The sequence below is a fragment of the Haloplanus sp. XH21 genome, assembly GCF_023276355.1.
Lineage (GTDB): Archaea > Halobacteriota > Halobacteria > Halobacteriales > Haloferacaceae > Haloplanus > Haloplanus halobius.
Genome location: NZ_JALLPL010000001.1, coordinates 2,015,416 through 2,037,275, shown reverse-complemented (window position 1 = coordinate 2,037,275; position 21,860 = coordinate 2,015,416). Strand labels below are relative to the sequence as shown.

At 66.8% G+C, this 21,860-nt stretch carries 23 protein-coding genes and 1 tRNA gene; 8 read left to right on the top strand and 16 right to left on the bottom strand.

Annotated elements, in window-relative coordinates; translation table 11 throughout:
• The first annotated feature begins 24 nt into the window (after positions 1–24).
• Together proS and gltB are read left to right on the top strand one after the other, a co-directional pair.
• On the top strand, positions 25–1,497 hold the full coding sequence (gene proS, locus MXB53_RS10635) for a proline--tRNA ligase (RefSeq protein ID WP_248897412.1): 1,473 nt from the start codon (positions 25–27) through the stop codon (positions 1,495–1,497).
• Between the two features lie 318 nt (positions 1,498–1,815).
• Positions 1,816–6,348 carry a glutamate synthase large subunit gene (gene gltB, locus MXB53_RS10630; RefSeq protein ID WP_248897411.1) on the top strand — a complete coding sequence of 1,511 codons (4,533 nt, stop codon included), beginning with the start codon at positions 1,816–1,818 and terminating at the stop codon, positions 6,346–6,348.
• Positions 6,349–6,432: 84 nt separating this feature from the next.
• Here the strand turns inward: gltB and MXB53_RS10625 are convergent, their stop codons facing one another.
• Positions 6,433–7,137 carry an HD domain-containing protein gene (locus MXB53_RS10625; protein WP_248897409.1) on the bottom strand — a complete coding sequence of 235 codons (705 nt, stop codon included), beginning with the start codon at positions 7,135–7,137 and terminating at the stop codon, positions 6,433–6,435.
• A gap of 119 nt (positions 7,138–7,256) precedes the next feature.
• Entirely contained in the window at positions 7,257–7,460 is a 204-nt protein-coding gene (locus MXB53_RS10620) for a hypothetical protein (protein ID WP_248897407.1), read from the bottom strand.
• A 251-nt stretch (positions 7,461–7,711) separates the two neighbouring features.
• Here MXB53_RS10620 and MXB53_RS10615 point away from each other — a divergent pair, with 251 nt between their 5' ends.
• Positions 7,712–8,185, top strand: a complete 474-nt coding sequence (locus tag MXB53_RS10615; protein WP_283102374.1) for a GbsR/MarR family transcriptional regulator — start codon at positions 7,712–7,714, stop codon at positions 8,183–8,185.
• An 81-nt stretch (positions 8,186–8,266) separates the two neighbouring features.
• Here the strand turns inward: MXB53_RS10615 and MXB53_RS10610 are convergent, their stop codons facing one another.
• A complete protein-coding gene (locus MXB53_RS10610) occupies positions 8,267–8,818 on the bottom strand; it encodes a hypothetical protein (protein ID WP_248897404.1) in 552 nt (183 codons plus the stop codon).
• 52 nt (positions 8,819–8,870) lie between these two features.
• Complete coding sequence (locus MXB53_RS10605) at positions 8,871–9,275, bottom strand: VanZ family protein (RefSeq protein ID WP_248897403.1); 405 nt, start codon at positions 9,273–9,275, stop codon at positions 8,871–8,873.
• Positions 9,276–9,357: 82 nt separating this feature from the next.
• On the opposite strand from MXB53_RS10605, the gene MXB53_RS10600 reads away from it, so the two are divergent.
• Together MXB53_RS10600 and MXB53_RS10595 are read left to right on the top strand one after the other, a co-directional pair.
• Positions 9,358–10,224: an SDR family oxidoreductase gene (locus tag MXB53_RS10600; protein WP_248897401.1), complete on the top strand. Its 867-nt coding sequence runs from the start codon at positions 9,358–9,360 to the stop codon at positions 10,222–10,224.
• A gap of 142 nt (positions 10,225–10,366) precedes the next feature.
• On the top strand, positions 10,367–10,876 hold the full coding sequence (locus MXB53_RS10595) for a metal-dependent hydrolase (RefSeq protein ID WP_248897399.1): 510 nt from the start codon (positions 10,367–10,369) through the stop codon (positions 10,874–10,876).
• Here the strand turns inward: MXB53_RS10595 and MXB53_RS10590 are convergent.
• The 8 genes from MXB53_RS10590 to MXB53_RS10555 all read right to left on the bottom strand — a co-directional run bounded on the left by MXB53_RS10590 (position 10,873) and on the right by MXB53_RS10555 (position 17,787).
• Complete coding sequence (locus MXB53_RS10590; RefSeq protein ID WP_248898105.1) at positions 10,873–11,607, bottom strand: PHP-associated domain-containing protein; 735 nt, start codon at positions 11,605–11,607, stop codon at positions 10,873–10,875. The two genes, MXB53_RS10595 and MXB53_RS10590, sit on opposite strands and share 4 nt — an antisense overlap.
• 129 nt (positions 11,608–11,736) lie before the next feature.
• Positions 11,737–12,174, bottom strand: coding sequence for a transcription elongation factor Spt5 (locus MXB53_RS10585; RefSeq protein ID WP_248897397.1), 438 nt, complete (start codon positions 12,172–12,174; stop codon positions 11,737–11,739).
• A 1-nt stretch (position 12,175) separates the two neighbouring features.
• Positions 12,176–12,349 carry a protein translocase SEC61 complex subunit gamma gene (locus MXB53_RS10580; RefSeq protein WP_248897396.1) on the bottom strand — a complete coding sequence of 58 codons (174 nt, stop codon included), beginning with the start codon at positions 12,347–12,349 and terminating at the stop codon, positions 12,176–12,178.
• A gap of 133 nt (positions 12,350–12,482) precedes the next feature.
• On the bottom strand, positions 12,483–13,631 hold the full coding sequence (gene ftsZ, locus MXB53_RS10575) for a cell division protein FtsZ (protein ID WP_248897394.1): 1,149 nt from the start codon (positions 13,629–13,631) through the stop codon (positions 12,483–12,485).
• Positions 13,632–13,756: 125 nt separating this feature from the next.
• Entirely contained in the window at positions 13,757–15,124 is a 1,368-nt protein-coding gene (locus tag MXB53_RS10570) for a D-aminoacyl-tRNA deacylase (RefSeq protein WP_248897393.1), read from the bottom strand.
• A gap of 61 nt (positions 15,125–15,185) precedes the next feature.
• Positions 15,186–16,028, bottom strand: coding sequence for a universal stress protein (locus MXB53_RS10565; protein WP_248897391.1), 843 nt, complete (start codon positions 16,026–16,028; stop codon positions 15,186–15,188).
• Positions 16,018–17,346 (bottom strand): sodium:calcium antiporter, encoded by a 1,329-nt coding sequence (locus tag MXB53_RS10560; protein WP_248897390.1) that lies wholly within the window; start codon positions 17,344–17,346, stop codon positions 16,018–16,020. Before MXB53_RS10560 ends, MXB53_RS10565 begins: the two co-directional genes overlap by 11 nt.
• Positions 17,347–17,586: 240 nt before the next feature.
• Complete coding sequence (locus tag MXB53_RS10555) at positions 17,587–17,787, bottom strand: HVO_2922 family protein (protein ID WP_248897388.1); 201 nt, start codon at positions 17,785–17,787, stop codon at positions 17,587–17,589.
• 97 nt (positions 17,788–17,884) lie between these two features.
• Here MXB53_RS10555 and MXB53_RS10550 point away from each other — a divergent pair, with 97 nt between their 5' ends.
• The 3 genes from MXB53_RS10550 to MXB53_RS10540 all read left to right on the top strand — a co-directional run bounded on the left by MXB53_RS10550 (position 17,885) and on the right by MXB53_RS10540 (position 19,930).
• Positions 17,885–18,703, top strand: a complete 819-nt coding sequence (locus MXB53_RS10550) for a shikimate dehydrogenase (RefSeq protein WP_248898104.1) — start codon at positions 17,885–17,887, stop codon at positions 18,701–18,703.
• Between the two features lie 130 nt (positions 18,704–18,833).
• Positions 18,834–19,355 carry a helix-hairpin-helix domain-containing protein gene (locus MXB53_RS10545; RefSeq protein WP_248897387.1) on the top strand — a complete coding sequence of 174 codons (522 nt, stop codon included), beginning with the start codon at positions 18,834–18,836 and terminating at the stop codon, positions 19,353–19,355.
• A gap of 146 nt (positions 19,356–19,501) precedes the next feature.
• Positions 19,502–19,930: a Rieske (2Fe-2S) protein gene (locus tag MXB53_RS10540; RefSeq protein ID WP_283102257.1), complete on the top strand. Its 429-nt coding sequence runs from the start codon at positions 19,502–19,504 to the stop codon at positions 19,928–19,930.
• Here MXB53_RS10540 and MXB53_RS10535 read toward each other — a convergent pair.
• From MXB53_RS10535 to MXB53_RS10520, 4 genes are all read right to left on the bottom strand, one after another.
• On the bottom strand, positions 19,927–20,151 hold the full coding sequence (locus tag MXB53_RS10535; protein ID WP_248897385.1) for a hypothetical protein: 225 nt from the start codon (positions 20,149–20,151) through the stop codon (positions 19,927–19,929). The two genes, MXB53_RS10540 and MXB53_RS10535, sit on opposite strands and share 4 nt — an antisense overlap.
• A 176-nt stretch (positions 20,152–20,327) precedes the next feature.
• Positions 20,328–20,402, bottom strand: a tRNA-Met gene (locus MXB53_RS10530).
• 166 nt (positions 20,403–20,568) lie between these two features.
• Entirely contained in the window at positions 20,569–21,033 is a 465-nt protein-coding gene (locus tag MXB53_RS10525) for a GtrA family protein (protein WP_248897384.1), read from the bottom strand.
• On the bottom strand, positions 21,030–21,800 hold the full coding sequence (locus MXB53_RS10520) for a glycosyltransferase (RefSeq protein WP_248897383.1): 771 nt from the start codon (positions 21,798–21,800) through the stop codon (positions 21,030–21,032). Before MXB53_RS10520 ends, MXB53_RS10525 begins: the two co-directional genes overlap by 4 nt.
• Positions 21,801–21,860 lie beyond the last annotated feature (60 nt).

Sequence of the window (21,860 nt, the reverse complement as noted above, 5' to 3'; positions counted from 1 at the left end):
CCGCATCTCCTGTAGTTCAGGGTAATGAGCGACAGTCAGGAACTCGGTATCACCGAGTCGAAAGAACACAGCACGGGCGAGTGGTACGCCGAAGTCGTCCAGAAGGCCGGACTGGCGAACTACGGCCCGGCGGGCATGAGCGGATTCATCATCACGCGCCCGCGCGGGTATGCGCTCTGGGAGCGTATCCAGAACGAACTCGACGGCCGGTTCAAAGCCACGGGCGTCCAGAACGCTTACTTCCCGATGCTCATTCCGGAGTCGTATCTGGAACGCGAGAAGGACGTGGTCGAGGGGTTCGACCCCGAGGTGGCGTGGGTCACTCACGGCGGCTACGAGGAACTCGACGAGCGCCTCGCCGTCCGCCCGACCAGCGAGAGCATCATCGCACCATATCTGAGCCAGTGGATCCGGAGCCACCGCGACCTGCCCCTGCGCGTGAACCAGTGGTGTAGCGTCGTCCGGTGGGAGGCCACCGAGACCAAGCCCTTCTTCCGCACCAAGGAGTTCCTCTGGCAGGAGGGTCACACCGCCCACGCGAGCGAGGACGACGCGTGGGACGAGACGATGACCCGCCTCGATCAGTACGAGGACCTCTACGAGGACGTGCTGGCTATTCCGGTGCTCCGCGGGAAGAAGCCGGAACACGACAAGTTCCCCGGCGCGGACACCACGACGACGGTGGAGGCGCTGATGCCCGACGGCAAGTCGGTTCAGGGCGCGACCAGCCACTATCTCGGACAGAGTTTCGCCGAGGCGTTCGACATCACCTACACCGGCGTGGACGAGGAAGAGCGGGTGGCCCACACCACGTCGTGGGGGCTCTCTTGGCGCGCACTCGGCGCGCTCATCATGACCCACAGCGACGATCAGGGGCTCGTTCTGCCGCCGACGATGGCGCCCGAACAGGTCGTCGTCGTCCCCATCTGGCAGGAGGAGACCAAAGAGGACGTCCTCGACTACGCCGAGGACGTCGCCGACGACCTCCGCGCGGCGGGTATCCGGGTCGAACTCGACGACCGCGACGGGCGCAATCCCGGCTTCAAGTTCAACGAGTGGGAGCTCAAGGGCGTCCCCCTGCGCATCGAAATCGGTCCCAACGAGGTCGCGGACGAGGAACTGACGCTCGTCCACCGGCCGGACGGCGAGACGACCGTCGCCGACCGCGAGGGACTGGTCGACACCGTCGAATCCGCGTTCGACACGGTGTACGCCAAACTCTACGCCGCCGCCGAGGACAACCTCTCCGAAAACGTCCGCGAGGCGTCGGACCGAGCGGAGATTCTCGGCACTATCGGCCAGCACGGCGGCTACGTGAAGGCGCCGTGGTGCGGTGACGAGGACTGCGAAGAGGAGATCAAGGATCAGATCGCGGCCGAAATCGTGCTCGTACCCTTCGAGGACGGCGCGGACACGGACCCCATCCACGAGGGCGAGACCTGCGCCCTCTGTGACGACGCCGCCGTCGAGACGGCCTACTTCGCGAAGTCGTACTGATACGGATCATTGTGACTGTTTACCGGTGGGTCGCTGACCGCCCGGCGACCCACCGGTACTGACTGACAATAAACCGTCTGAGGCTGTCGGCGGTCCCCGTTTCGAGATATTTGCACCCTGAGTGGCGATTATTCGTCTCGACGCACAGTCGACAGTACGCGTACCCGCCAGCTCCGACGAATCACCGGACAACGATCCTTATATATTTCTGGTGAAGTCTTCGGTAGAGTAAGTATGATATATATTACCTTGTATGTGGTTATGGTACCATTACTCTTAGAGGAACAGGCTGATAAGTGGGTATGTTGAAGGGGGGGTATGACCAAGCCGCGGAGAGACGCCCACGCCGATGAGCGGGGGCTGGCGGACCCCAGCGACGAACGATCGAACTGTGGTGTAGGTGTCGTCCTCGACCTCGACGGCGGCGACTCTCACGAGACGGTCGCCGACGGCGTCGACCTTCTCATCAACCTCGAACACCGTGGAACCACCGGCGCCGAGGAGGCGACTGGCGACGGAGCGGGGATCATGATTCAGCGCCCCGACGAGTTCTTCGAAGGCGTCGTCGACACCGACTTGCCCGAGACCTACGCCGTCGGCTCTGTGTTCATGCCCCAGGACGGCGCCGCACGCCAGGGCCTCATGACCATCTTCGAGCGGACGCTCGCCGAACACGACCTGGAAGTCTTCCACTGGCGGGACGTCCCCACCGACAACAGCGACCTCGGTCAGACGGCGCTGGACTCCGAACCCGACGTGTATCAGCCCTTCGTGCGCCCCGCCACGGACATGGACGACGACGCGTTCGACCGCGCGCTCTACGTCGCCCGCCGTGCGGTCGAAAACACCGTCGAGGACCTCGATTCGGCCGGCGCCGGACGTTTCTACATCTGCTCGCTCGACCGCAAGACGCTCGTCTACAAGGGCCTGCTCAAGGCCACGCAGCTACCGAACTACTATCCCGACCTCGTCGACGAACGCGTCAAGTCGACGCTCGTGCTGGTTCACGCGCGCTTCTCGACCAACACGCTCGGCGCGTGGCATCTCGCCCACCCCTACCGCAACATCATCCACAACGGCGAGTTCAACACCATCCGCGGCAACATCAACTGGATGCGGGCCCGCGAGACGGACCTGGAACACCCCGACTTCGGCGACGACCTGGACACGCTGAAGCCGATCATCAACGACCCCAACCAGAGCGACACCGCCTCCGTCGACAACGCGCTCGAACTCCTCGTTCAGGGTGGCCGGACGCTCCCCCACGCGCTCCGGATGCTCATTCCCGAGGCCTTCCGCAAGGACGACGAGATGAGTCAGGAGCGCAAGGACTTCTACGATTACCACGCCAGTCTCGTCGAACCGTGGGACGGCCCCGCGCTCGTGGTCGGCACCGACGGCGAGCAGATCGCCGCCGCGCTCGACCGCAACGGGCTCCGCCCCTGCCGGTACGACGTGACCGAGGACAACCGCCTCATCATGGCCAGCGAGGCCGGCGCGCTCGATATCGATCCCGCGGACATCGAGGAGCGCCACCGGCTCCAGCCCGGTCAGTTGCTCGTCGCCGACCCCGAGGAGGGACGCGTCATCCCGGACGACGAAGTGTTCGACGACCTCACCGACGAGAAGTACGGCGAGTGGGTCGAGGAGGAGCAGCGCCATCTCGACGACTCCGTCGCGACCGACTACGAACCCCGCGACGGCGTCGAGTCGCTCCGCGCCCAGCAGGTCGCCTTCGGCTACACGCACGACCAGCTCGACCACCTCATCGAACCGATGGCCAAGGACGGCAAGGATCCCGTCGGCTCGATGGGCGACGACACGCCGCTGTCGGTGCTCTCCGATTTCAACCGGCCGCTGTTCACCTACTTCAAGCAGCTGTTCGCCCAGGTGTCGAACCCGCCGATCGACTACATCCGCGAGGAACTCGTCACGAGCCTGGAGTCACGGCTCGGCCCCCAGCGCAACCTCCTCGACGAGTCGTCGGAACACGCCCGCCAACTCGTCGTCGACTCGCCGGTGCTGACCGACGCCCAGACGGCCGACATCAAGGCCCTCGACGGCGAGTTCAGTTCCGCCGTCGTCGACATGACCTACGAGGAGGATGGCGACCTGCGCACGGCCGTCGAACGACTGCGACGCGACGCCCGCGCGGCCATCGAGGATGGCGCCGACATCGTCGTGCTCTCGGACCGCAACGCGGGACCGGATCGGATTCCGATCCCCAGCCTGCTCGCGACCGGCGGCGTCCACCACGCGCTCGTCCGTAACGGCCTCCGCAACCACGCCGGTCTCGTGATCGAGTCCGGCGACCCCCGCGAGGTCCACCACCTCGCGACGCTGGTCGGCTACGGCGCCGACGCCGTCAACCCCTACCTCGCCTACCAGAGCATCACGGACATCGTCGCCGGGCCCGACGGCGCCGACGAGGAGGCGGCCATCGCCCACTACACGAAGGCGCTCGAAGACGGCCTGCTGAAGACGATGGCGAAGATGGGCATCTCCACCGTCGAGAGCTACCAGGGCGCCCAGATCTTCGAGGCCGTCGGCCTCTCCTCCGATTTCGTCGCCGAATACTTCGAGGGGACGGAAATCCGGACCGAGGGCATCGGCGTCGAGCAACTCGAAGAGGACCTGCTCACGCGCCACGATGTCGCCTACGAGGACGACCCCGACCTGGAGCGCCAGGGCGAGTACGAACACCGCTCCAACGGCATCCACCACCAGTGGAACCCCGAGACGGTCGGGACGCTCCAGCAGGCGGTCCGCTCCGGGAACTACGAGAAATACACCGAGTTCGCGGAGATGATCAACGACCAGCAGGAGAACCTGCAGACGCTCCGTGGCCTGCTCGAGTTCGACAGTGACCGCGATCCCGTTCCGCTCGACGAGGTCCAGCCGGTCCACGAGATCGTCGAGCGCTTCTCGACGGCCGCCATGTCCCTCGGGTCGCTGTCGCCAGAGGCCCACGAGACCAACTCCATCGCGATGAACCGCATCGGCGGCAAGTCCAACACGGGCGAGGGCGGCGAACCGCCCGAGCGGTTCGGCACCGAGAAGGAGTGCAACATCAAGCAGGTCGCCTCCGGCCGGTTCGGCGTCACGTCGAACTACCTCTCCTCCGCCGAGGAGATTCAGATCAAGATGGCCCAGGGCTCCAAGCCCGGCGAGGGTGGCCACCTCCCCGGAAAGAAGGTCAACGAGATGATCGCTCACGTCCGGTACTCCACGCCCGGCGTCGGCCTCATCTCGCCGCCTCCGCTCCACGACATCTACTCCATCGAGGATCTGAAACAGCTGATCCACGATCTGAAGACGGCCAACCCCGAGGCCGACATCAACGTGAAACTCGTCGCCGAGGCGGGCATCGGCACCATCGCCGCCGGCGTCGCCAAGGCCAACGCCGACGTGGTCCACATCTCGGGCCACTCCGGCGGCACCGGCGCGTCGCCGAAGACGTCCATCAAGAACGCCGGCCTCCCGTGGGAACTCGGCCTCGCCGAGGCCAACCAGATGCTCCGCGCGACGGGCCTGCGTGACCGCATCCGCGTCTCCGCCGACGGCGGGATGATGACGGGCCGCGACATCGCCGTCGCCGCCCTGCTGGGCGCCGAGGAGTACGTCTTCGGGACGGCCAGCCTCATCACCTCCGGCTGTGTGATGGCGCGCATCTGTCACACCAACAACTGCCCGACGGGCGTCGCCACGCAGGACGGCGACCTCCGCGAGCGGTTCTCCGGTCAGCCCGATCACGTCATCAACTACATGGCCTTCCTCGCCGAGGAACTGCGCGAGATTATGGCCGACCTCGGCTTCCGCACGGTCGAGGAGATGATCGGACGGCCCGACATCCTCGAACAGGTCGACACCGACCATCCGAAGGCCAAACACCTCGACCTGTCGGCCATCATCGCCGACCCCGAGGGTGGCGAGCGCCACAAGGTCCGCGACCAGAAACACGAGGACGTCATGACCCACATCGACCGCGACCTGATCGGGGCGGCGTCCGACGCCATCGAGGAGGGCGAACCCATCCACCTCCGTCGTGACATCGAAAACGGTGACCGCGCGGTGGGCGCGATGCTCTCGAACCGCATCTCGCAGCGCTACGGCGAGAGCGGGCTTCCGGAGGACACCATCTCCTGCACCTTCGACGGCATCGCCGGCCAGAGTTTCGGTGCCTTCCTCGCGGACGGCGTGACGATGGAACTCGTCGGCGCCGCCAACGACTACGTGGGCAAGGGGCTCTCCGGCGGCAAGGTCATCGTCCGAACGCCCGAGACGGCCGCCTACGAACCCGAAGAGAACATCCTCGTCGGCAACGTCTGTCTCTACGGCGCCACGCAGGGCGAACTCTACGTCAACGGCTTGGCCGGCGAGCGCTTCGCCGTCCGCAACAGTGGCGTGAAAGCCGTCGTCGAGGGCGTCGGCGACCACGGCTGCGAGTACATGACCGGCGGCGTCGTCGCCGTGCTCGGCGAGACGGGGCGGAACTTCGCGGCCGGGATGTCCGGCGGCGTCGCCTACGTCTACGACCCCGACGGCGACTTCGAGCAACGCGCCAACACCGGCATGGTGACTATCCACCACGACCTGGCGGAGTCCGACGAGGCGATGCTCCGCCGCCTCCTCGAGAACCACGTCGAATACACGGACAGCGACCGCGCGGCGGCGCTGCTCGACGACTGGGGCGCCGAAGTCCACAAGTTCACGAAAGTGATGCCCGACGCCTACGCCGAGGTCATCGCCGAGGACGGGCGAGAAGACGTGCGGACCGACCTCCCCGAACCCGCGTCGGCCGTCAGCGGCGGCGAGGTCGACGCCGGCACGGTCCAGACCGGCGACGACTGATCGAGTTATCGTACGTCAGTACCGGTGGATAGCCGATCCGTCTTGGGGGCAGTAATCCGTCTGAAGAGGGGAACCGGTGCCGCGTTACGCCGGGTCCGCGTCCGTATCCGCGTCGGTATCGTCCAGTCCCGGCACTTCTGCGTCGAGCCATTCACGGAACCAGCGCACCCGCTTCAGGCGCTGGTGGGCGATGCTCTCGGCGGCGTCGCTCTCGATCCGATCGGCGGCGTCGTGTCCGCGTTCGATGACGCGGTCGATCATCTCTCCCGCGTCCATATGCGTTCGTGATTCGTAGCCCATCCGGAGCAGCATCAACACGGTGCCGTTCGCGCCGACTTTGTCGAGGATGTCGGCCTCGATGAGACACTGCGTCTCCAGCGAGACATCGTCCAGTTCGCCCTGATAGGAGTGATCCCGGATCGCGCCCGCCACCTCGTCGACGAACGACTGTGGGTAGTCGCCGTGGGCGCGGAGGTACTCGCGGGCGACGCGTGCGCCTTCGTCCGCGTGCCGGTCCTGTTCGGCTTCGAGTTTCGCGATGTCGTGAAAGAGCGCGGCGACCCGGACCACGTCGCGGTTGGCGCCCTCTCGCTCCGCGAGGTCGGTCGCCAGGTTCACGACGTTCAGCGTGTGGTTGAAGCGGTATTCGGCGCTGTGCCACGGATACCAGCGCATCCGACCACCGTCGTCCTCGTTCTCGACGCTGGCCTCGAGATAGTCGGAGACGAACTGCTTCATGTCCGCGAACTCCTCGTCGGAGACGGCGGACTCCGTTATTTCAATCCCCACAGTCCCACCTCCGTTGTACGCGTGCGTTTCTCATTACCGAAAAAAAGGGAGTTCGACTCTTAGGCGTTACGACGGGCACGTCCTTCGGCCGCAACGGTCGGCCGAGGCCGTCTCGGCAGTCAACGAGTCCCGCCGAGACGGGCCGGCGAGCGTCTCGTGAGGGGGACGATACCCCCGAGCAGGAGGAGCGAGCCAAGCGCCAGCGCCGGATGGAGGAGGCCGAGGACCAGCGCGATCGAGAGGACGGGCACGGCGGGGCCGCCCGTGGTCAAGTCGGTGAGTCGCTCACACCGCGAGCGAGTGAGGGGCGTCGCGTGTCTCATTGAATGGCACGTCAGCGGGGGTGTTCGATCGGTTGGAGGGCGATCAGCGGTGGAGGGTACCGAAGCGTCGGGGGACCGGTGCCGTCGTTCGCCGACCGTGTGCTGAGCCGACTGTTTCGTTTGTTCGGCTCATACCGAACAAACAGACAAAACAGTTTAATAGTTACGGTCGCTCAAATGCGCGTGTGACCAACGGCGAACCGACGGGGGATGACGAGCGCGCAGCCGTTCGGGCCGACGTCATCGAATCGATGGAGCGGTCGGCGGAGGTGTACGGGTTGAGTCGGAGCGCCGGACGGGTGTACGGCGTGCTCTATTTCGCGTCGGAACCGCTCTCCATCCCCGGCCTCGTCGAAGAAACCGGGTACGCGAAATCGACGATCAGCAACGTCACACGACAGCTCACCCGGATCGGTCTGATTCGCCGTCGGTCGTCGGGCGGCGGGGGGCGACGCGTCCGGTTTGAACCCGAGACGGACCTCTGGTTCGTCGTGCAGGACGTGTTCCAGCAGTACGTCGCTCGTGAGATGGCGACGACCCGCCGGACGCTCGATCGGGCGCTCGCCCGCCTCGACGACGCCGACGGCGACGCGGCAGCGGAGGTCGAACGGATTCGTGACCTGGCGGAGACGTACGACGAGTTCGAGACGCTGCTAAACCTGACGATGGACCACTCGACGGCGGAACTGATCGACGCCATCGAACAGTACGACCGCGAGGAGTGACTGCCGTTCGTCAGCTTCGACCGTGGACGACGTTGCAGCGACGGTAACCTGTGCCGACGAACCGTCTGAGCCCGGCCGCCGTCACCAGGAGACGCGGTAGACGCAGGTGTCGTCGCCGTCCCGCCGACATCGGTCACCGCGCTCCTCGACGAACACGAAGGATTCGACCGGAGCGTACCGACGGGCAGTCGCCCGGATCAGCCCCCGATCGAACGGGCAGGGGTACGGATTCCTGCAGGTCACGCGACCGCTCCGGTCCGCCACCGCCTCGAACCGATAGAACCCGATGTCGCCGCCGCGGTGGTTGCGTTGGTAGGCGTCGTCGATCGACTGTAGACCCGCTTCGACCGACGAGACGTCGGTCGGCCACGCCGCGGCGTCCGGGATCTGCTCGCCGACGCGGTCCAGGATATGCGGTTCGAGTTCCGCCGCGAGGTCGGCAAACGTATCGAGCCAGGCTTGCTGGGGGTACCACTCGTCGGGGGAGGGATCCTCGATTCCGTGGTCCGCCAGCGCGTCGTACGCGGTCTCCCGATACGCCTCGGAAAATCGGGCGAGGGCGTCGTCGACGACCGTGATGATGGTCCGGCCGTGCACTTCCACCCCGTCGTCGAAGGCCTCGTAGGGCGCCATCACCTAGAACGTGGGTGGCGGCGGGATATAGGTTGGTGACGTTACGCTGCGGTCACCGCTCCGACGGGTCACTTCGGGGCCCGCCCAGTCGCCAGCCGACCACCGCGAGCGCCGCCCCGGCCGCGTTGACGAGTACGTCGCCGACACTGAACGTGCGGTAGGGAAGCCCCATCTGCACCAGTTCGATTCCCGCCCCGACGACCGTCGCACACGCGAACGCGCCCAGAAGCCGTCGCCAGTCGTCGCGAGCAGCTCGAAGCGCGTACGACAGTACGAGCGTCACCCCGGCGTAGCCGGCCGCGTGGAACCACGCAGACGGTGGGAGCCACCCCGTCGCCGCCGACTCGGCTCCCGGTGGTCGGACGACCGACGCCACGAGGAGCGCGCCGAGCATCGCGCCGACGAACAGCCACCGGCGTCGCGTCGCCCCCGAGGCGAGACCGCGCCACGCTGCCATACCCCGGCTACGCGGTCGTGGTGGAAAACAGTGTCCGATCCACGCACACGGTTTTATCCCTCGGCACGGACCGTGCGGACGCATGTCCACCGAAGCGTTCGAACTCACCGACCCCGAACTGACCACCGAGGACCTCCTCGTCCTCGACGACGACCACTTCGACGCCGGCACCGTCGCCGTGGTGACGGGTGCTGCGTCGGGTATCGGCCGAGCCACGGCCGTCGCCCTCGCCGCGAACGGCCTCACGGTCGTCGGGGCCGACATCGACGCGGATGGCCTCGACGAAACCGTCGATATCGCGGCCGACCTCGGAGTACCGGGCGCGATCCAGCCGGCCCCGACCGACCTCACCGACGCCGCCGCCGTCGAGGCGATGGTCGACGCGGCGGCCGAACGAGGCGACCTCCGCTACGTTGCCAACATCGCGGGGATGCAACACATCGCTTCGATCCCCGAGTTCCCGGTGGCGAAATACGACCAGCTGCTCGACGTGATGCTGCGCGGGCCCTTTCTCACCGCGAAGTTCGCGATGCCACATATCCGCTCGGCGGCCGACGGCGGGTCGGGAGCCATCGCCAACATGTCGTCGGTTCACGGACGGTACGCCACGCAGGACAAGGCCGCCTACATCACCGCGAAACACGGTCTGAACGGGGTGACACGCGCTATCGCCGCCGAGGGCGAGGGAGCGATCCGGGGCTTCTCGGTCAGCGTCGGCTACGTCCTCACGCCCCTGATGGTGAACCAGATCGAGGACACCGCCGCGGAGCGCGGAATCTCACCCAAAGAGGTCGTCGAGGACGTGATGCTCGGTCAGGCGCGAACCACGGAACTGATGACGCCGGCCGAGGTGGCGAACCTCTTCGTCTTCGGCTTCTCCAGCCACGGCAGACACCTCAACGGCGGAGATCTGCTCTGGGACGGCGGCTACACCACGACCTACGAGTGAGGGGGAGGTGCGTCGGTCCGGGCGGGCCGTCGCCATCCATCCGCTGTACGAACCGACACGGCCGACCGGCTGTCGCCCGGAGTCATACCGCCTGCCCACACGCCGACAGCCTTGTAGTGGGGGCCGACGAACCTCCAGCGGAATGAACAAAAAAGGACACGTACTCAACGCGGCGCTGTTGAGCGTCGGCCTCGGCGTCGTGCTCGTCGCGCCGACGACGCTCACCGTGTCGACCGCGCTCGCTACCGCCGAAACGGTCGCGGAACTCTCCGTCCCGGTCGTCCTCGGCGCGCTCTTTCCGGACGTAGACACCGCCTTCGGGAAACACCGCAAGACCCTGCACAACCTGTTCGTGCTCGCGCTGTTCGTCGGCTTCCCCTTCGTCTTCGACAACCTCCAGTTCGTCTGGATCGGCATCGCCACCCACTACGTCCTCGACGTGGTCGGGAGTCGGCGGGGCATCGCGCTGTTCTACCCGTTCACGAGCCAGGAGTGGGGGCTCCCGTCCGGCGTGACCACCAGCAGTAAATACGCCGACATGGTGACGGTGATCGTCACGGGCATCGAAATCGCCCTCCTCGCCGGCTTTCACTTCTACGTGCAGTCGCTCGACCAGACCGCCGGGGCGATGAACGCGGTTCTCCTCGGCTAGTAGACGGCCACGTCGTCGAACCGGCCGTCGTAAGCGATATGGCTCGGATGGGTCGGTTCGGTTCCGGAGAGAAAGAGGCGATCGACCTTCCCCCACGAGTTCTCGTAGCCGAGGTGGGCGAACTCCGCGAGGCCGCGCAGGTGGTGATCGAGCCCGGTCCGGTGGACGACCCGGCGCGGCGTCTCGGATCGCAACGCCGCCGTGAGGTCGGCCGGCGAATCGATCGCCGTCTCGAACGCCGTCCACGCTTCGCCGACCGTCCACCGGAGGTGGGCGTACGACGACCCGAACCCGGGCAGACCGGTGTCGCGGACGACGTCCCGGGCGGCCCGGTTCTGGGGTGGGAGCGCCTTCGCGTTGTACGTCTCGACGGCGTCGAACGCGTCGGGATCGGCGGCGACGTCCGCTCGCGAACAGCTCACGTTCAGCATCTCCGGATGCGGCACGAGAACCGCGGCGTCCTGCCGGTCGAGTTCGGCGAGCGCGCCGCGGAACGTGATGAAATCCGGAATCGGGTCGGTGAGACCGATGGCGAGCAGGTGGCGCCGGGCGTTCCACGGTCCGGTGAACACTTCGCGCCCGGGGACGACGAGGAGATCGTCGTCGGAGAAGCGAGCCGCCCGCTCGCGAATAGTGGGCAAGCGCGTGAAATGCGGGGCGTAGACGAGCGCGTCGAGGCCGCGGTCCTTGGCGTGTGCCACGACGTTCTCGTCGAGCGCTTTCACGTGCATGTCGACCCGCGTCGGTCCTGCCGTCGTCACAGTACTCCCTCACAGCACGTCGCAGTTAGTGGTTGCTATTCCCGAAGCTGCGTGTCGGCGACCCGACTCGATGGGCGTCGAGCCACCGCACGGACACCGCTACCGTTCCTCGGAGTCGAGCACGCGAATCTGGTCGCCGCGAACCGTGACGGGGATGGGGACCGTCGCCTCGTACAGTTCGACCGTCACCTGGTCTTTCCCCTCGTCGATGCGCTGGACGCGTGCCTTCTCGCCTTTGAACGGGCCGGCGACGAGCTCGACGATGTCGCCCTCGGCGATGCCCTCCACGTCCGGCGTCGGCGAGAGGAAATGCTCGACTTCGGTGATCGAGGACTTCCCGGGGACGATGCTCCGCGCGTGCGGAATCTCGTCCATCACGCGTTCGAGGACGGCGCTGTTGTCGGCCTCGACCATCACGTAACTCGTGAGCGAGTCGGGCGCGAGCACGGCGTGCACTTCGTCCTCCTCCCGGCTCGCGATCATGTCGGCGACGGTGCGCTCCTGGCTGGCGGTGGTCTTGACGGCGAAGATTCCCACGCTACGCACCTCCGGGGAGGAACGTCATGACGGCGAAGATGATGAACCCGAGGAGGCCGATGAGAAAGATACCAGCCCCCGCGACCTTGGCGATCTGCGAGAACTCGTTCCACGACGGCGTGCTCGCCATCTTGAGCACGCGGACGTAGCTTGCGAGGTCGTACTTGACGTCCATATCCGGTGCTACGCGAGCGGGCTTTTTCTATCTATTGATAGGCCCCGCAGCGACGGCGGTAGAGAGCGTCTGAGAAATGAGCGACGGTTCTGCCGGGGCCGACCGGCGAGACGCTCGACCGGGGTGAGATCCGCTACTCCACGTAGTCGATGTCGTCGCCGGCACCCTCCGCGGGCGCCGGTTCGTCGCCGCGACCGTAGATCTGTGGCGACTCGACGCCCGTGACGACGATCATCGTCCGCATCTTGCCCTCGAGTTCCTCGTCGATAGAGGTGCCCCAGATGATGCGGGCGTCGGGATCGATGCGGTCGTAGATCTCCTCGACGACGCCCTCGGCCTCCTCGATGGCCATGTCCGTGCCGCCGGTGACGTTGACGAGCGCGGAGTTGGCTCCGGAGATGTCGACGTCGAGTAACGGCGAGCGGAGCGCCGACCGCACCGAATCCTGCGCTTTCTGCTCGGAGTCGCTCTCGCCGAGGCCGATCATGGCGACGCCGCCTTTCTCCATGACCGTCTTCACGTCCGCGAAGTCGAGGTTGACGAGCCCCGGTTTCGTGATGAGTTCGGTGATGCCTTTCACCGAGCGCATCAGCACCTCGTCGGACACCTTGAACGCCTGCTTGACGGGGAGTTTGCCGACCGAATCCAGCAGGCGGTCGTTCGGCACGACGATGACGGTGTCGGCCACATCGCGGAGGCGTTCGAGCCCGGCTTCGGCGTTGGTGCGTCGCACTTCCCCCTCGGCGGTAAAGGGCGTCGTCACGATGGCGATGGTGAGCGCGCCGGATTCGCGGGCCGCCTCGGCGACGACCGGTGCGGATCCGGTGCCCGTGCCACCGCCAAGCCCGGCCGTCACGAACACCATGTCGGAGCCCTCGATGGCGCCGTAGATGTCCTCCTGGCTCTCGATGGCGGCCTCTTCGCCCACTTGCGGGAGCGACCCGGCGCCGCGGCCGCCGGTCTTCTCCTCGCCCATGAGGATCTTGGTGTCGGCCTCGACGTCGACGAGGTGTTGCACGTCCGTGTTGGCGGCGACGAGGTTGGCGCCTTTGATTCCCTCCTCGGCCATCCGGTTGACGGTGTTGCCGCCGGCCCCCCCACAGCCGACGACCGTGATGTCCGTCTGGAGGTCCTCCAGCACGTCCTGGAGTTCCTCGTCGGTCATCTTCCCTGATCGTTCGCTCGCGTCGGGCGTGGGCTCTCGACTGGCGTCTACCTCGGCCGTGGTCCCATCCCCCGGCTCCTCGGCATCCTCGATTGCATCCTCCACGATGGAATCCATGGTCTGTTCACGCGTTTCGAAGGCAGCCACATTATCCTTCCGCCCGTTGTCACGCGCGCGTCTGACGCCGGCCGGAATAGCGCCGCTGCTGGCGTCATGCGCGCGTCTGACGAATGTCAACATTCTTACGTTTCTGGCGGCGTGACGGCGTCGAACCGTTCGGTCTGCTCCGTCCGCACGACCGACGGCTCGATCCGCTCCCCGTCGACCTCGACGGCCTGGCCCTCCGCGAGTCGACCGAACGCCGGGCCTTCGGGCACGCCGAGCGTGCGGGCGGCCGCCGGATCGAACGTCTCCGTCCGCGCGACCACCTCGTCGTCGCGGCGGGTCACCTCGTCGTACGACTCCTCCAGGATCGACATTAGCGCGTCCGTCAGCGCCTCGGCCGCGGCGGCCGGATCGTCGGCCGCGAGCGCGACTCGCCCCCGCGGCCGCGTGCCGCCCTCCGTCGTCTCGAAGGCGACGGTGTTCGCGGCGACGGCTGCTCGCGTCGCCTCGGGGGCGACCCCGTGGGCCGCGTCGGGCAGGTCGGCGGGCAGGTCGGTGACGACGACGGCCGCGGCCGGATCGCGGTCCTCGATGGACGGGGCGATGTCGCCGAACCGCAGGCCCTCCGCCACGGTGTCGAGTTCGGCCTCGACGGCCTCCACCAGCGGAAGCGGATGGACGCCCGTCTCTTGGAGCCACGTCTCGCTCACGCTCCGGTAGCCCAGATCCGTGAGGATGTCTTCGAGCCCCGAGTGGCCGCCCTCGACGACGACGTACTCCGTCCCGCTCGCCTCGACGGCACGGCGGAGGACATCGCGGTTGGTCGCGGGGTTGCCCATCGCCTCGATGCACCAGTCGGCGGCGACGTGCCCGACCGCCCACGCCGTCTCGCGGACGATGCGGCCGAAGCGCGGCGCGTAGTGGCCGCCGCCGAAGCCCGCGACCTGTTTCTCCCGGTCGGCGTCGACGCCGCGGAGGTCGAGGACGGCCCGGGCGACGGCGCGGGCGCCCTCGGGATCCTGCCACTGGGCCTCGTCGCTCCCGAGTTCGACGAACATCGAGGGGACGCCGATGTCCGTCGGACCGTGGTGGGTACACTCCGTGCCGACCTCGTAGGCCGGCGGGGCGTGGCGGGCGAGGGCGTCGACCACCTCGTTGGCGGCGTTGGGACAGGCGCGGGCGAATTCGCCGGCTGCACCGCCGTACTCCGCCTCGCCGAAGTTACCCGTGAAATGGGCGGTCAGGAGCGCGTCCGTCTCGCCGGAGTGGCGGGAGACGACGACGAGGAGATCGGGGTCGGTGAAGGCCTCGTCCGGACGGTCGAGATGGATATGCAGGTCGTCGAACGCGCGGAGTTCGAACCCCTCGGTCCGGTAGTAGATGCCGCCGCCGTCGGCGTCGGGACGGGCGTCGTCCCGGTGTTCGGTCCACTCGGCGCAGTCGAGCAACTGCTCGCCGATGTGTTCGGAGGCGCTGTCGGCGCGGCTGACGACGATCGCGATCACGTCGGAACGCTCGCGGCCAGCCCTGAAAACGAAAACGATGTGGGACCGTCGCCGCCGATCGCTACGCCTCGGGGACGACCAGCACCGGAACGTCCAGCGAGCGAAGGACCTGCCCCGCGACGGTGCCGATCCGCTGTTTCGCGAGGTTGGACTGGCCTTCCGAGGACATGACCACGAGGTCGATCCCGTGGTCGTCGACGTACTCCTGGATCACCTCGCGGGCGGCGCCCCGCACGACCGCCCGGTGGACGTCCAGCTCCGCGCTGTCGATGTCCTCGACGAGTCGGTCGACGGCTTTCTCGCCCTCGCTTTCGAGTCGGTCGATATACTCCTCGCCGACGCCGCCGGCGTCGAACACGCCGGCCGAGGCCTGCACGTCCACCGCGTTGAGCACGTGCAGCGCCGCGTCGAAGCGCCGTGCGATGTCCGCGCCGTACGGTCCCGCGCGGTCGGCGATCTCGCTCCCGTCGGTCGTGACGAGCACGGACCCGTACTCGACACCGGTGGCGCCGGCGAGGTCCTCGTCCGGGACCGTCAACACCGGCACGTCGGTCCGGCGCAGTACGCGTTCCGTGACGCTTCCGAGGACGACCTCTGTCACGCCGGCCCGTCCGCACCGACCCATGACGATGAGGTCGTGATCACGCTCCGCGGCCCGCTCCGCGATGCGCTTTGCGGGGTTTCCCTGGAGGAGTGTGGTCTCGACGGTCGTGCCGACGGTTTCGGCCATATCGTCGACGGTGTCGAGGATCGCCTGGCCGTCGGCGTCATCGTCGCCGACGTAGATCGCCTCGCCGGTGGCCCCGTAGCGATCTGCGAGTTCGAGACCGTGTTTGGCCGCGTACTGGGCACAGGTGCTACCGTCGACCGGGATGAGGAGTCGCTCGAACATGTCAGTCGGCACCTCCGGTTTGGCCGGTGTCGTCCGAAAAGGCTTCGCTCACCGTCCCGCCCGCCTGTCTGAGCAGGCGAGCCGCCGCCTTGCGACGAGCGACGAACAGGCCGATACCCAGGACGAGGTAGACGCCCGTGAACACCAGGAGGAGTTCGTAATCCGAGATGGGGAGTTCGAGGAGTCTGCGGATGAGCAGGAACTCCGAGAGCACCTGCGTGAGGAACAGGAACAGCAACACCAGCGCCTCCCGGATCGAGATTTCGAAGTTGACCAGCAGGGCGAGCGCGAAGAAGGACTGGCCGGCTGTCAGCCAGATCTCACCCATCTGCTTCTCGTCGAACGGGAGCGCACCGTACTGGCCGAGCGCGATGGAGTACACGACGACGAGCGTCCCGATGAGCAGCGTCCACTGGTTGAGCTTCGAGGAGATGAGCGCATTGAAGCCGGCCGTCGACCGCGCCTTGTTCACTAGGTACACGACGACGATGAGTTCCGGCGACTCGGAGGCCAGCGGTGCGATCCACTGGATCATGAAGAACGAGGGGATGCCGATGTTCTGCCCGAGGCTCTCGAGTCCGTGCGCGAACGGCTCGACTGCGGTGAAGATCATGACGCCGGAGTAGACGAACAGGAGCAGGACCGTCGCGATACGGTAGGGCCGCGAGAACGACTGGAGATAGGCCGGCACGCCGACGTGTTCCTCCCCCGCTTCGACATCGCCGCGGAGGATGATGACGATGTACGCGACGTAGAGACCGACGAGGACGATCATGTCCAGGATGTCGATCCCGCCGTTGATCGGGACGATGAACGCCCAGAGCGTGGCGAGCAGCAGGAACACCATATCGAGGCCGATGTCGCGGTCGAGCGAGACCGCGTTCCGGAACATCCCCGGTCGCTGTTTCACCGCAGGGTCGTCCTCCGAGCCGTTGCGAAGGACGGTGAACAGGGCGATGCCGGCCCACCCGATCCCGATCAGGATGCGGTTCGCTCCCGTCATGTTGGCGACGGCGAGGTTTCCCGCCTCGATGCCGCGTGGGGTACCCGCGAACTGTCCTGCGTTCCAGGCGTAGAGGGCGTCGACGGCGTACTCCGGGGCGACCGCCAGCACCGCGAGGACGGCGATGGCGAACGCCCGTGGAACGTCTTTCTCGGCCGTCTCTGCCCCCCAGGCCAGGAGGAACGACGCGCCCAGGACGGAGAGACCGCTCACCGCGACCGTTGCGAGCGTCGAGAAGGCGTGCGCGTTGCCGGTCGCCCAGAGAACGGTCCAGGGAGCCGTCAGGGCGACGGCGCCGGCGACGGCGCCGAGCGCCTGTCGTCTCATCGGTCGGTCCTCCCGGTGTCGGCGGCAGTAGTTCGCAGTGTCAGAATCATTGCGGTGGTGTACCAGTGGGTAGCTCTCTCCCGGATAATAAATCACAAGTTATCCGCTAGACCCGCGAATTCGGAGGGTTAAGTGGGGGTTGGCGGCCGATACGCCATATTGGCGGCAGATGCGTAACTCGTCGGGTATAGCCCCCTTTCGGCCCCGATATCCGCCGAATAGGGCGTAGAGAGCCCGCCGTCACCGACTGCTGTCGTCGTCGACGACGACCCGCGCCTCCGGTGCGCTGTGTTTCACGCTCTCTATCCCCCGTTTCGCGCCCTGCTTGGACGCGTAGCCCTCGCCGCTGTCGGCGATGATGTTTCCGTTGGCAACGACGAGGCGCCAGCGCCACTCGTCGGCGTTATCGCGGTAGAGTTCGAACGTCGGCTCTCGCGGCATAGTCGGGGCATGTGCGCCCCGCGGGTTATAACGGTCGGATCCGCCCGCGAACGCGCAGTGTTTTATTGATGCCGGCCGTGGGCTTCCGGTGATGACGATGCACGTGTTCGGGCTGATCGGCAACCCGGTCGGTCACTCGCTGTCGCCGCCGATGCACGAGGCGGCGTACGACGAACTCGGGATGGACGCCAAATACGTCACGTTCGAGCCCGACCCCGACGCCGTCTCGCGCGCCGTCGACGGCGCGGCAGCTCTCGGCGTCGACGGGCTCAACGTCACCATCCCGTTCAAACAGGACGTCCTCGACCTGGTCGAGCCCGACGCGCTCGCGGCACGGATCGGTGCGGTCAACACCATCGATTTCTCGACCAGCCCGCCGCGGGGGTACAACACCGACGCCGCGGGCGTCCGTCGCGCGTTCGATCACCACGGCGTCTCGCTGTCGGGCGCCGAGGCCGTCGTCGTCGGCGCTGGCGGGGCCGCTCGCGCCGTCGCGTTCACCCTCGCCGACGCCTGCGAGACGGTCCACATCGCCAATCGCACGGTCGATCGGGCCGACGCCCTCGCCGCGGATGTCCGGACGGAACTCCCCGAAGCGACGGTTTCGAGCGGTGGCCTCGAGACGCTCGCCGACCGCGTCCCCGACGCCGATATCCTCGTCAACGCCACGAGCGTCGGGATGGACGAAGACGAGACGCCCGTCCCCGCCGACCACTTGCATTCGGATGTGGCCGTCCTCGACGCGGTGTACTCGCCCATCGAGACGCGACTCCTCCGTGACGCTGCCGACGCGGGGGCGACGACCATCGACGGCGGGTGGATGCTCCTGTTCCAGGGCGTCGTCGCGTTCGAGCACTGGACCGGCCGCGACGCCCCTGTCGACGCCATGAACGACGCGCTCCGATCGCGGCTCTGATACGGTTTATTGGAAGTCAGTACCGGTGGTTCGCCGGACTGTTTCGGCGAACCGCCGGTAAACAGTTACAACAATCCGTATGACGCGGCCGCGAATGTTTTTAAATATCGGGCGTTTGTACCTATCACTAATGGGACTACTGGACACGCTGCGATCGGTGCTGGGACTGGGCGAGTCGTCGGAGAATCGAGAGCGAGAGCGGGAGACGACCGTGAGTGTCGAGCACGAACCGCAGACGGAGACGGAGGACGCGGTGAAGGGAACGGAGGCAGACGAGTCGGTCGCTGCCGAGACGGAGGCAGCGGCGTCCACGGAGTCGCTCGTCGAAGAGGAGGGACCGACCGACGCCGCCGAACCCGCCGAGGCGGCCAGCCCCGACGCCGGGGACGTGGAGACCGAACTCGACACGGCCGACGCCGAATCGGAAGGCGAGACGACCGGGGAACACGAGGCCCAGGACCTCGAAGGCTCCCAACCGGAGTCCGTCGACGTGATCAAGGGTGTCGGTCCGGCGTACGCACGGCGGTTGTCCGAGGCCGGTGTCGACACGGTGGCCGAACTCGCGGCCGCGGACGCGGAGGAACTCGCCGCCGACATCGACCTCTCGCCGAAGCGGGTCGGCCGCTGGATCGACCGCGCCAAGGATCACTGATACGGTTTATTGGAAGTCATTTCCGGTGGTTCGTTGACCGTCCCAGCGAACCACCGGCAAACAGTTACAATAATCCGTATGATTCGCCGGTCGCTACCCGCCGGCCAGCGCGGCGTATAAGTCTCGGCGCCGAATACTCCGGGGCGATGGAAGTGGATTCGGACCGACGAATCACGTCGCTGGACGCCGTTCCCGCGGAGACGACCACGATTTTCACCGTCCGTCACGTCGACGCCGCCGACCCACAGGAGGCCGTCCTCGTCCGAACACCCGACGGCGAGGTGCGCGCCTGGCTGAACTACTGCCGTCACCTGCTCGACGTGCGACTCGATAAGGGCTCCGGCGCGCCGATGCGCGACGGCGAACTCGTCTGTGCCAACCACGGCGCGTACTTCGAGGCCGACACCGGCCACTGCACCTTCGGCCCCTGCGAGGGCGCCACGCTCGAAGGCGTCGACGTCGCCGTCACCGACGACGACGTGTATCTGACCGACGACGACTACGCGTTCGTCGCCGCCGGGCCGATGGATGACGGCGACGACGGGCCGTCTCCGACGTCGACGTACGAGTTCTAGCCGCGCTGCCAGACGTAGACCGCCAGGGCGAGGAAGCCGCCGGGCCCCGTCAGAAACGTGAGGCCGCCGACGGCGAGCGCCCAGAACGCCGCGTTGTCGTTACCTCGCTTCGTGGCGTCCGTGTAGACCCAGTACGACATCACGAACGGGAGCAGCATGAAAAACAGGCCGATGATCAACAACTCGGGACCGCCGGGCAGTCCGATCTGGAGGGGGACCATGGCCGTGACTGTCGCGGGGGTAGTGGATAACTTTTGGCCGGCGGTTCGTCCGTTGGAGGGAGATTTGAACTACGCGAACGGCTCGCTTCGCTCGCCGTTCTCTGGTTCAAATCTCCACGAGGCGTTTCGAGCGAACGGCTCCTCCCGATCGTCAGTCACGTCGTTCGGTCAGAAAATAGCGGGAGGTAGATTTGAACTACCGATCTCCGGGTTATGAGCCCGGCGGAATCTCCTGGCTATCCCATCCCGCTATGAGTATTCGAATCCGGTGCGAGCATTAAGGATTGTGATTCGCGTACCGTATGGCAATCAGGCCCGCGTCGTCCCCTGCGCTCATACGGGTTATCGTAGGTCAGTACCGGTGGGTCGCTGGACCGTCTTGGCGAACCGCCGGGACACAATCACAACGACCCGTATTCAGTCGCTACCGACGCGCCACGTGAACAGCCCCTCCGTGAGGTAGTTGAGCAGCATCCCACAGCCGATGCCGATGGCGTTCGCCACCGTCGGCCAGAGGTCGGCGCCCCTGACGACGAGGGTGATGTCCGTCCACGATGTCAGCACCGTTAGCACGAGAAAGCCGACGGCCAGGCCTCCGGCGCGCACGACGTGGGATTTGAGATATCTACGGCCGCGCGGGATCCAGCCGACTGCGCCGGAGTCCGCGAAGGTCCAGCGGTCGTTGATGAGGAACATGAGCGTGATGGACACCTCGGCGCCCACGGCCTTGGCCAGTTGCGGAATGACGCCGTAGCCGGCGGTCAGGATGGCGACGACGATCGTCTCGGCGGTCGCTCCTACCGCGCCGACCGAGACGAACTTCCCAAACCGAAGCCCCGAATAGAGCTCCGCCAGGTCGCCGAGCCGACCACTCCCGCTCATCGGTGGTCACGCTCGACGAGTGCGGGCGCCGAATCCCGTGGGCGGTCGAGCAGGGAGTGCAACGGGTCGTTCCGCAGGAGGCGCGCTCGGTGGCGCGCGACGAGAAGCCCCCTCGCGAGACGGAGCGTCGTCCCCACCGGCGAGACGGTGGACTCGGGACGGTCCTCCCAGACGACGGGGATCTCGACGACGCGACAGCCGACGGCGTCGGCGACGGCGATGAGTTCGATGTCCCACGCGAAGCCGGGTTCGCGGAGATGCGACCGGATCCGCGTCCAGGCGTCGTGGCTGAGCGCCTTCGCGCCACACTGGTAGTCGTGGAGGTCTACATCGAGCAGGCGGCGGGCCAGCCACGCGAACCCATCGCCGAGATACCGGCGCGCGATCGTCTGGTGTGACTGGACGGTCGCGTCGGGATGTCGGCGCGAGCCGGCGGCGAGGTCGGCGTCGCCGGCCACGACCGGCTGGATCACGTCCGCGAGGGAGGACGCCGGCGTGCTCCCGTCCGCGTCGGCGAAGGCCAACACGTCGGTCGACAGCGCCTCGAAGCCAGCGGTGATCGCGGCCCCCTTTCCCCGACGGGCCGCGGCCTCGTTGACGGTGACAGGGAGGGATTCGATACGGTCGCGGACCGCTGGCTCGGCGGCGTCGAGTTCGACGCGGATCACGGTCGGATCCACGGCTTCGTGGAGGGCATCGACGTAGGCCGCGAGTCGGTCGACGTCCGGGTGGTACGCGGGAATCACCACCCCGACGGTGCGGGTCATGGAGACTACTTTCGCCACCGCCGTAAAAAACTGAACGACTTCCCCTGCCCCACACCACAA

What these genes read in the sequence shown, in the direction of transcription:
- proS (WP_248897412.1), top strand. Translation starts at nt 25, where the DNA reads ATGAGCGACAGTCAGGAACTCGGTATCACCGAGTCGAAAGAACACAGC.
- gltB (WP_248897411.1), top strand. Translation starts at nt 1,816, where the DNA reads ATGACCAAGCCGCGGAGAGACGCCCACGCCGATGAGCGGGGGCTGGCG.
- MXB53_RS10620 (WP_248897407.1), bottom strand. Translation starts at nt 7,460, where the DNA reads ATGAGACACGCGACGCCCCTCACTCGCTCGCGGTGTGAGCGACTCACC.
- MXB53_RS10615 (WP_283102374.1), top strand. Translation starts at nt 7,712, where the DNA reads ATGGAGCGGTCGGCGGAGGTGTACGGGTTGAGTCGGAGCGCCGGACGG.
- MXB53_RS10610 (WP_248897404.1), bottom strand. Translation starts at nt 8,818, where the DNA reads ATGGCGCCCTACGAGGCCTTCGACGACGGGGTGGAAGTGCACGGCCGG.
- MXB53_RS10605 (WP_248897403.1), bottom strand. Translation starts at nt 9,275, where the DNA reads ATGGCAGCGTGGCGCGGTCTCGCCTCGGGGGCGACGCGACGCCGGTGG.
- MXB53_RS10600 (WP_248897401.1), top strand. Translation starts at nt 9,358, where the DNA reads ATGTCCACCGAAGCGTTCGAACTCACCGACCCCGAACTGACCACCGAG.
- MXB53_RS10595 (WP_248897399.1), top strand. Translation starts at nt 10,367, where the DNA reads ATGAACAAAAAAGGACACGTACTCAACGCGGCGCTGTTGAGCGTCGGC.
- MXB53_RS10590 (WP_248898105.1), bottom strand. Translation starts at nt 11,607, where the DNA reads ATGCACGTGAAAGCGCTCGACGAGAACGTCGTGGCACACGCCAAGGAC.
- MXB53_RS10580 (WP_248897396.1), bottom strand. Translation starts at nt 12,349, where the DNA reads ATGGACGTCAAGTACGACCTCGCAAGCTACGTCCGCGTGCTCAAGATG.
- ftsZ (WP_248897394.1), bottom strand. Translation starts at nt 13,631, where the DNA reads ATGGATTCCATCGTGGAGGATGCAATCGAGGATGCCGAGGAGCCGGGG.
- MXB53_RS10560 (WP_248897390.1), bottom strand. Translation starts at nt 17,346, where the DNA reads ATGAGACGACAGGCGCTCGGCGCCGTCGCCGGCGCCGTCGCCCTGACG.
- MXB53_RS10555 (WP_248897388.1), bottom strand. Translation starts at nt 17,787, where the DNA reads ATGCCGCGAGAGCCGACGTTCGAACTCTACCGCGATAACGCCGACGAG.
- MXB53_RS10550 (WP_248898104.1), top strand. Translation starts at nt 17,885, where the DNA reads ATGCACGTGTTCGGGCTGATCGGCAACCCGGTCGGTCACTCGCTGTCG.
- MXB53_RS10545 (WP_248897387.1), top strand. Translation starts at nt 18,834, where the DNA reads ATGGGACTACTGGACACGCTGCGATCGGTGCTGGGACTGGGCGAGTCG.
- MXB53_RS10540 (WP_283102257.1), top strand. Translation starts at nt 19,502, where the DNA reads ATGGAAGTGGATTCGGACCGACGAATCACGTCGCTGGACGCCGTTCCC.
- MXB53_RS10535 (WP_248897385.1), bottom strand. Translation starts at nt 20,151, where the DNA reads ATGGTCCCCCTCCAGATCGGACTGCCCGGCGGTCCCGAGTTGTTGATC.
- MXB53_RS10525 (WP_248897384.1), bottom strand. Translation starts at nt 21,033, where the DNA reads ATGAGCGGGAGTGGTCGGCTCGGCGACCTGGCGGAGCTCTATTCGGGG.
- MXB53_RS10520 (WP_248897383.1), bottom strand. Translation starts at nt 21,800, where the DNA reads ATGACCCGCACCGTCGGGGTGGTGATTCCCGCGTACCACCCGGACGTC.